At 46.2% G+C, this 8,283-nt stretch carries 4 protein-coding genes; 3 read left to right on the forward strand and 1 reads right to left on the reverse strand.

What is annotated here, in order from left to right:
* Positions 1 to 143 precede the first annotated feature (143 nt).
* Complete coding sequence (locus H7T88_RS19355; RefSeq protein WP_221789921.1) at positions 144 to 4,025, reverse strand: ribonucleotide reductase barrel domain-containing protein; 3,882 nt, start codon at positions 4,023 to 4,025, stop codon at positions 144 to 146.
* A gap of 227 nt (positions 4,026 to 4,252) precedes the next feature.
* On the opposite strand from H7T88_RS19355, the gene H7T88_RS19360 reads away from it, so the two are divergent.
* The 3 genes from H7T88_RS19360 to H7T88_RS19370 all read left to right on the forward strand — a co-directional run bounded on the left by H7T88_RS19360 (position 4,253) and on the right by H7T88_RS19370 (position 8,223).
* Positions 4,253 to 6,013 (forward strand): DEAD/DEAH box helicase, encoded by a 1,761-nt coding sequence (locus tag H7T88_RS19360; protein WP_221789922.1) that lies wholly within the window; start codon positions 4,253 to 4,255, stop codon positions 6,011 to 6,013.
* A 5-nt stretch (positions 6,014 to 6,018) separates the two neighbouring features.
* A complete protein-coding gene (locus tag H7T88_RS19365; RefSeq protein WP_221789923.1) occupies positions 6,019 to 7,140 on the forward strand; it encodes a YqhG family protein in 1,122 nt (373 codons plus the stop codon).
* Positions 7,141 to 7,269: 129 nt separating this feature from the next.
* On the forward strand, positions 7,270 to 8,223 hold the full coding sequence (locus H7T88_RS19370; RefSeq protein WP_221789924.1) for a hypothetical protein: 954 nt from the start codon (positions 7,270 to 7,272) through the stop codon (positions 8,221 to 8,223).
* Positions 8,224 to 8,283 lie beyond the last annotated feature (60 nt).

Genomic DNA, 8,283 nt, shown 5'->3' on the forward strand with positions numbered 1-8,283 from the left:
GTCTAGGCAGTTCAATTGAAGTCTAGCAACAAAAAAAACGAAGTGCTGGTATGTCAGCACTTCGTCTGTACACTTTTTAGGTTGAACATCCCTGTTCAGGCTCATTAGAGCAACAATTTACTCCAGATTTGTTCTGGAATAGCTTAATTACACTTGCTGTATCCGCAGTTACTGCATGTTTTGCAGCCCTCCACATTGATCAAGGACGCCGAGCCGCATGAAGGACATAAGTCGATGGATTGGATAAAAGCTTTTTGCCCCTCACCTCCCGCATCGCCCAGATGTTCGGTGGGTGCCTGTGTGTTCAGCAGAACTCCCTTTGCATTGTTGGTGCTGTTGCTACTGTTAGCACTGTTCGGGCTCTTCACTCCAATGTCCTCGTTCTTCTTTTCACTCTGTGCTTCAAGCGGATCACCCTCTTTCACTTGCTCATTCATCTGAACATGGCTTTCCAGCGCTTTCGCTACGGCATCGGCAATGGATTCCACACGGTTAGCTCCGAAACCAATAGCCCCTGAACCTCCGATGCCTTTCAGATGTTTGATAAGCAACTCCACCTTATGGCCATGATCGCCATATCGCAAGAATAGAGAGCACACCCGGCCCAGTGCCTCCGCCATCGCAAACACGTCTGAGCCTGCCTTGCCTACGTTGAGGAAAATCTCACCCGGTGTTCCGTCCAGATCATTAATCGTAATGTAAGCCATGCCAAACGGCGTATGCATCTTATACGTTGCTCCGCGCAATACTTGTGGACGGCGTTTATATTGTTTATCCACCACACCCGTAGTCTGTTCTCCCAAGTCTGGCAAGCTGGACTCTCGCTCTGCATACACCGGATTTGCTACCGAAACGGACTCAGCTACCAGACTGTTGAATTCCTCTTTATCCGCATTCTGCCCCTCAATAGCTGAGGTGTCTTCTTTCTTCGAAGTAGAAAGTACTTGAACATCTCTACTGCCGTCCCGATAGATCGTTACCCCTTTACAACCTAGATCAAAAGCTAGCTCATACAGCTCTGCCGTATCCTGCACCGTAAAATCAGCCGGACAGTTTGCCGTTTTTGAAATCGAACTGTCCACCCACTTCTGAATGGCAGCTTGCACGCGAATATGATTTTCGGCCGAAAGATCCATCGCCGTCACATAATAATCCGGTAGGGACTCACCAGGATGTTGCTCCAGCCACTCCTCAGCAATCGGCACAAACTGTTCATCATACCCAAGACGACTCTGGCGAAAATACTTAAAAGCAAAATACGGCTCAATGCCAGTCGATGTGCCCACCATCGTTCCAGTACTTCCTGTAGGCGCCTGAGTAATCAGCGTCACGTTACGAATTCCCTTTTCACGGATCGCTTCTCCAACCTCTGGGTACGTCGCGATCATCTGTTTCATAAATCCACTTTGTAAGTAAGGTTCTGCCTCAAACGCCGGGAACGCCCCCTTCTCCGCGGCAATCTCCGCTGAAGCGAGATAGGCTTCCTTTGCCATAAATCCATACAGTTTATTGAGAAAATCTAGCGATTCAAGACTGCCATAACGGATACGCAGTTTGATCATCAGCTCCGCAAGTCCCATAGTTCCTAGCCCCACCCGGCGTTCACGATGCTGATTCAATCGATTTTCTTCAAAATGATACGGCGTCGCGTCAATCACATTGTCCAGAAATCTTGCCGAAATGCGCGTCGTTTCCGCCAGCTCTTCCCATGCCACATCGTGGTTTGTTTCATCATAGAATTTGGACAAATTGATTGCTGACAAGTTACATACGCCCCAGCCTGGAAGGCCCTGTTCCCCACAATTATGAGCCACAACTCCACCAGCAATCAAGGAATGTGTAACTGGCTCTGTTATATCATATACAGTGACGTATTCTCCTTTTTCCAACTTCTTCACTCTCGACATAAACTTTTCTGACTTTCTTGACGGTCTTGCAATTCGCTCTAGAGCCTGTTGTTTCCTCGTAACATATTTAAAACCAATTTTTTCTTTGAAGCAAAGTAGATTGTTACCTGATATTATCAACTCGTAGAAACCCTTACTCTTGTAAGTCCTAAATTCTCCACCTTTTGTTGTGTAATTGAATAAAGATTGTGAAGATTTAGGGCGAGCATAAATTGAACTATTGATTCCATAATTCAATAACAGCAACTGAACACCTTGTAACAACTTTTTAGAGCTAGAAGTTAATCTTGCTGTTCGATGCATTTCATCTCTTTCATATACAGTACCATCAGCGCTAAACAAAGCTTGTAAAAAAGCTGTCACTGTTTTTTTCGAGGATGTAAATATCAACTCGGGAACCACCTTCTCCGGTCCTTTTGCTGAAGTTACTCCAATACTTGCGAGTTGTGAAACTAAGTTTTTCCTCCACCAGTAAACTTGTTTTGTTCCATTTGTTCTTTGATAGATCTTTGCCCTTATTCCCGATATTTTCTCACCGACATCTATAAGATGCGGTATCACCTCTTCATCGTCAGCTCCAAAAACCATGCCTACTTCCCCACGAGCAGAAACCCATCCATCACCAATTAACCACCCTAAAAATAATCCCCATTCCTCTCCAAGTTGATCTTCTTCTGCAAATCCACCTTCAGCTGACTGAATATAAACATAGTCTTCAGAGTCTAGGTTCTTGGCTTGTTTCCACCCAAAATTAGTGTACAACTGATGCTCAGGAGTCACACTAATTTCAATTCCATTTTGTAGATGTATTTTAATGGTCTCTTTCTTTCCAGTTGGAAACACTGTTGCTGATCTCATCTGTAATCCAGGTATTTCGTATGAACGACCGCCAACAACTTTGGCCTTTTCGATAAGTCGATTATCCGTACCTACCATAAAAAACTCTCCTGTTTTCCTTCTATACAGATCTTCAATTGTTATAAGTCCATATTGGGTAGCTATTCTTGTTTTAGGATGGAAGCAAGGATTAGTACAAATGATCGGATTAAAATACCAGCTGTTCGACATCTGATTGTAATACTCCATAAATACAACACCGGGTTCGGCTGATTTCCAGGCGGATTCAATAATCGTATGCCATATTTCTCGTGCTTTCACGGTACGATACGGAATAATGTTACGGCCTGACGCTTTCCATTTGCCCAGATCCCCATCCCACTCTGAATCATAATCCGGGTCACTCGTATCGGGAAAAACAAGCTCCCAATCACCGTCCTGCTTCACAGCCTCCATGAACGCATTGCTTACGCAGACCGACAGATTGGCATTGGTCACCTGCCCCATCGTTTGTTTAACCGTAATAAAATCCAGCACGTCCGGGTGCCAATCGTTCATCATCAGCATCAGCGCACCCCTGCGGCTGCCCCCTTGTTCGATAAGCCCCGTCGTATAACTGAACAAACCGCCCCAGGATACCGATCCGCTGGACGAGCCGTTCACACCTTTCACCACAGCCCGCCGCGGACGAAGGGATGACAGATTGATACCCACGCCACCGCCGCGAGCCATAATTTCAGTCATTTCGGTCAACGTCTTCATGATGCCGCCCCGGCTGTCTTGCGGAGAAGGAATGACATAACAGTTAAACAGCGTCAACTCATCACTGGCCCCTGCCCCTGCACCAGCAGCAATACGTCCACCAGGAACCAGTTTCCAGTCATCCAGCACCAAGCGAAACTTCTTCTCCCAAACAGCCTGTTGTTCAGGTGTCGATTCAACAGATGCCATCGCTCGGGCAAGACGATCCCACATCTCTTCCGGTGTTTTCTCTATCGTAAGTGTCAACTTTTCCACATCGGTCTCAATGATCGTATCGCTACGTGTCCGCACTTTAACTAGTTGTGCCTGCCGTTCAACAATCTCACCGACTTCCTTCACCGGAAACTTGGGATCATCTTTCGTTAATACAAGTACTACATCTCCGACTTTTGCATGATTTGAATCAGCGTCCTTCCATGCGTACCGATCCAGAAATATTTTCTCGCTGAGCCCTTCCAGCTTATGTTTGTTCTCATGATGCTTCACTTGTTGGTTCGTTCCTGTATTGTTGGATGCCATCTCTGCAATCAACCTCCCCGAATAAACCGTTCATTTTAAATTCAATGCTGTCTTTGAGAATAATTTATGCCTAGACACTACATATAGTGATTTATAACCATTATATTACACTATATGTTGATTTTCTATGTGATCTATATCATAGATCCTCTGAAACGGGTTATGAACTTGCCTTCCTTCGTCCATACTATTACCTACGAATAACACAAGAACGGAGAGGAAGCATCATGAACCGGAAACATCCGCATCATATGAATCAACCTGTAGCTGACTTACCTGTTCCTCTTGAGTTTGATCGAAGCTGGCTGGAACAGCTTGAATCTCGTTTGGACAAGGGCGGTCCTTGGGGGGATTACCGACTCTTTCAACTCGGTATTCAGGCTGAAGAAACGAATCTCATTCCGAACTTTGACGAAATTCAATGTCTGAAACATTTGCAAGATCTGACCCCACTTCCTCACCAAATGGATACGGCACGCAAAGTATTATTCGAAATGTCAGGCCGAGCCATTCTCGCCGACGAAGTAGGTCTGGGCAAAACGATTGAAGCCGGCCTGATTTTGAAAGAATATATGGTTCGTGGTCTTGTATCTAAAGTGTTAATTCTTGTCCCCGCTTCTCTGGTATTGCAATGGGTACGTGAACTCAATTCCAAATTTGGCATCCCAGCAGTTGCACAGAAAAAGGCTTATTCCTGGCAAAATGACGTTGTTGTTGCTTCTATGGACACTGCCAAGAGAGACCCGCACAAAGATATGTTACTAAGTATGGACTATGACATGATCATCATTGATGAAGCACATAAACTCAAAAATAAAAAAACAACCAATTATCAATTCATGCTGCAATTACGCAAAAAATACTGCCTGCTACTCACTGCTACGCCTGTGCAGAACGACATGAGCGAGCTTTTCAATCTCATTAACCTGCTGAAGCCCGGTCAGCTTGGTCGTCAAGGCGATTTTGCCGCCAACTTTGTCGTCGATAAACGTGTGCCCAAAAATCAGGAGCAGCTCAAAGATGAGCTGTCCAAAGTCATGATCCGTAACAGGCGTGGCGAAGGCCCCGTGCAATTTACAAAACGCAACGTGTCTAACGTGGATCTGCAACTTTCGCCTGAAGAGCAAGCACTCTATGACGGGGTAACCTCGTTTGTCAAAGATCAATACCAGGAAGCAGGCGGCAACCTTAGCAGCATGCTTTCGCTCGTTACGTTGCAACGGGAAGTCTGTAGCAGTCGGGACGCTGTGTTTGTAACACTCGTCAATCTGTCCAAAAAGCTACCGCTGGATTCTCCACTGCGGGATAAAATCTGGGAACTGGTGGCTCATATCAAGGCGATTAAAGAAAATACAAAAGCTGAAAAAACGATGGAACTGATTCGAGATATGAATGAAAAAGTCATTATTTTCACGGAATACCGAGCGACGCAGGAATACCTGCTGAATTATTTTCGTAACAACGGACTAACGGCTGTTCCCTATCGAGGCGGGATGAATCGAGGCAAAAAGGACTGGATGATGGATCTTTTCCGTGGCCGTGTTCAGGCGATGATTGCAACGGAAGCTGGTGGTGAAGGCATCAACCTGCAATTCTGTCACCATATGATTAACTTTGATCTACCGTGGAACCCGATGCGGGTAGAACAGCGGATTGGCCGGGTTCATCGGCTCGGTCAGCAGAATGACGTTAACATTTTCAACCTGTCTACGAAAGGTACGATTGAGGAACATATCCTGCATCTGTTGCATGAGAAAATTAATATGTTCGAGATGGTCATCGGCGGACTGGATGTTATTCTCGAACGGCTGGAGAAAAAGGAATCGATCGAAAAGAGTCTGTACAAAATTATGCTGGAATCGCAGAACGAAGAAGATATTCGCCGTAAAATGGACACCCTCGGACAGTCGCTGAACACAATTCAGCGCGAAGTTGCTGACGAGGTGCCTTTAATCACCAAACTTGATCTTCACAAAGGGGGCAACTGATATCCATGACTATGTCACCGCATGAGATCCAAGCTTACGTCCTAACCTATCTGGAAGCTTTGGATTGCCAGATCATGGAGCGGTCACCTGCTCATGTGACGGTTAAATTATCACCTGAAGCAGACAAGGCATTAACGAACCGTCCGTATTACTGGGGATTTGTGGAGCGTGTAGGGGTGGAGCCTGAGACCATGTCATTTACTTTTGTTTTTGACCCGGAAGCTTATCAGCAGATCACTGAGGCGGCGGAAGCCAAGGCCAAAGCGTCTCAGCCTGTTCAAACGCCACCTGAAGCGAAGCCTGATGCTCCGAAAGAAACGATACTCGGACGTTATTTTGGCATCACGCCTTCCATGCCGCAGCTTGGTCCCGGACGCATTCTGCGAGAAGATGTTGTGTATGGTAGCCGCAGATTACAGCAGATATTTGCCGCAGCCCGCGAAGGTGGCGCCTTCGTAAACCTGTTTGAACAAGCCGCCAAACGCCAGATCAGGGCCACATCTCCGGCTGTGTATGAACCTTGGCTAGGGGTTTGTTTTAAAGTCGAGTTTGCTTGTGACCTGAAACGGGAGGAATTACACTTCCTTGGCATTTCACTAAGATCGGGTGAAATCATCGAAAAGTTCGGAAGCAAGCTGAGCCGGCGTGATCTCAGTCCAAGACTGGCTGAAAATATGCATGCCCAGTCACCGAAAATTTCGCTCGCTGATGCAGGGGCTGCTCTCGAATCACATCTCACCGCTCACTTAAGCAGGCTCGATTATAGCTGGGCGGAAAAAGCGAAAGAACGCCTGCAACTCGAACTCGATGTGGTGGACGCCTACTATGAAGCCGTACTGCGAGAAGACATGCCTGAGGTTACTGAAGATGAAACGGTTCGTCCTGTTATTAATCGGGTTCGTGGCATATTAGAACCGGTCCCAGCTGACGTGGAAATGGCCGCCGAATCTACCATACAACAGACGCAAGATGATGTAGACCCTGAGCAAGAAAAAGCAAAACAGGCGGTCATAGATCGTGAAGCGATGAAACTGCAGTATGAGAACAGACGAACCGAGATGATCTGGCAATATGAGCCGAAGGTGAAGGTCACTGCCATAAGCAGCGGCATGTTTCACTTAAGATAAGACGAAGACACTACTTTTCCTGCAAATGCTGGCAAAAGTAGTGTTTATTCATAACCGTTGAACCGACAGGTTGCAGCACCCTTTGCACCCCCTATCCTCTACAATGAAGTCAGGAAGAAGGTGTTTACGATGAAAAAACGGCCCCGGTCAAAACGACGAAATATCGGGCATTGCCTATCGATCTTCTTGAGCATGATCATCTGCTTTGCTCTTCTCTCCATCTGGCCGACGGCTCATGCAGCGGCAACAACTAACAGGTTTGCACCCGCTTCTGTAGAGCAATTCGCGCAACTGCAAGTGAACGCACTCGGTACCTCCAATCCAGATTGGCTTGTAGCGAAACTTGAATATTATCCATTAGGTCCAGGTAACCATGGCTGGTTTGTGCATGCCAGCATTCAGGACAAGCCCGTTGGATATATGATTATTTCCACAACTCCGCAAGGGCAGCTCCTTCTCAGTGAGTATGGTCAGGGAGAACAATCCCTGTATAATAACGAACTACTAGGACAGGCTCTGGAACGACAGGGTTTGGATGTAAAAACATTACAAACCTCAGGCGGAAAGCTTACACTTCTATATGCTCCTCCTCTTTTGGCTTATTGGAAAGTGGAACGTGTAAATCATCCCGCGATGTACATCGATGCATCCAATGGAGACTTGTTGCCAGTTGATCAGTTAGAACGTGTAGAGACTGGCTCTGGAACGAAATTTTTCGAGTTAAAGGAGTTGCAACAACAGATACCCATACTTGAACCAACAAGATTGCAGACGAGTCCTGTTATTCTACAGCCTGCTTTTGACCCTTCATCTCAACTAACCTGGCTGACATCTGAACCTCTGCAACCCTCTCAAGTGAAGCAACAGCTCCAGCAGAACTATAGAGAAGCCCTTGTCTTCTCAGCAGAAGAATGGAATCTGTTCTACGGTGGTCCTTTGCCAGTAAGCGGATACCAGATATGGAGTATTGCAGGTTCAACGTTTGATCTTTACGTTGGTCTTGGTGGTTACAACTCCACACAACGCTTCATTCCCTTGAACAAGCTTTTGCATGATGGACATTTCTACAAGTTTAATTCTTAGCACATGCACTCATAATCTTTTTTATAACTGACGGATTGTAATATGAAGTGCGACACCTAC

Origin of the sequence: Paenibacillus cucumis (ex Kampfer et al. 2016) (genome assembly GCF_019748695.1) — a bacterium.
GTDB classification, from domain to species: domain Bacteria; phylum Bacillota; class Bacilli; order Paenibacillales; family Paenibacillaceae; genus Paenibacillus; species Paenibacillus polysaccharolyticus.

What these genes read in the sequence shown, in the direction of transcription:
- H7T88_RS19370 (WP_221789924.1), top strand. Translation starts at nt 7,270, where the DNA reads ATGAAAAAACGGCCCCGGTCAAAACGACGAAATATCGGGCATTGCCTA.
- H7T88_RS19365 (WP_221789923.1), top strand. Translation starts at nt 6,019, where the DNA reads ATGACTATGTCACCGCATGAGATCCAAGCTTACGTCCTAACCTATCTG.
- H7T88_RS19360 (WP_221789922.1), top strand. Translation starts at nt 4,253, where the DNA reads ATGAACCGGAAACATCCGCATCATATGAATCAACCTGTAGCTGACTTA.
- H7T88_RS19355 (WP_221789921.1), bottom strand. Translation starts at nt 4,025, where the DNA reads ATGGCATCCAACAATACAGGAACGAACCAACAAGTGAAGCATCATGAG.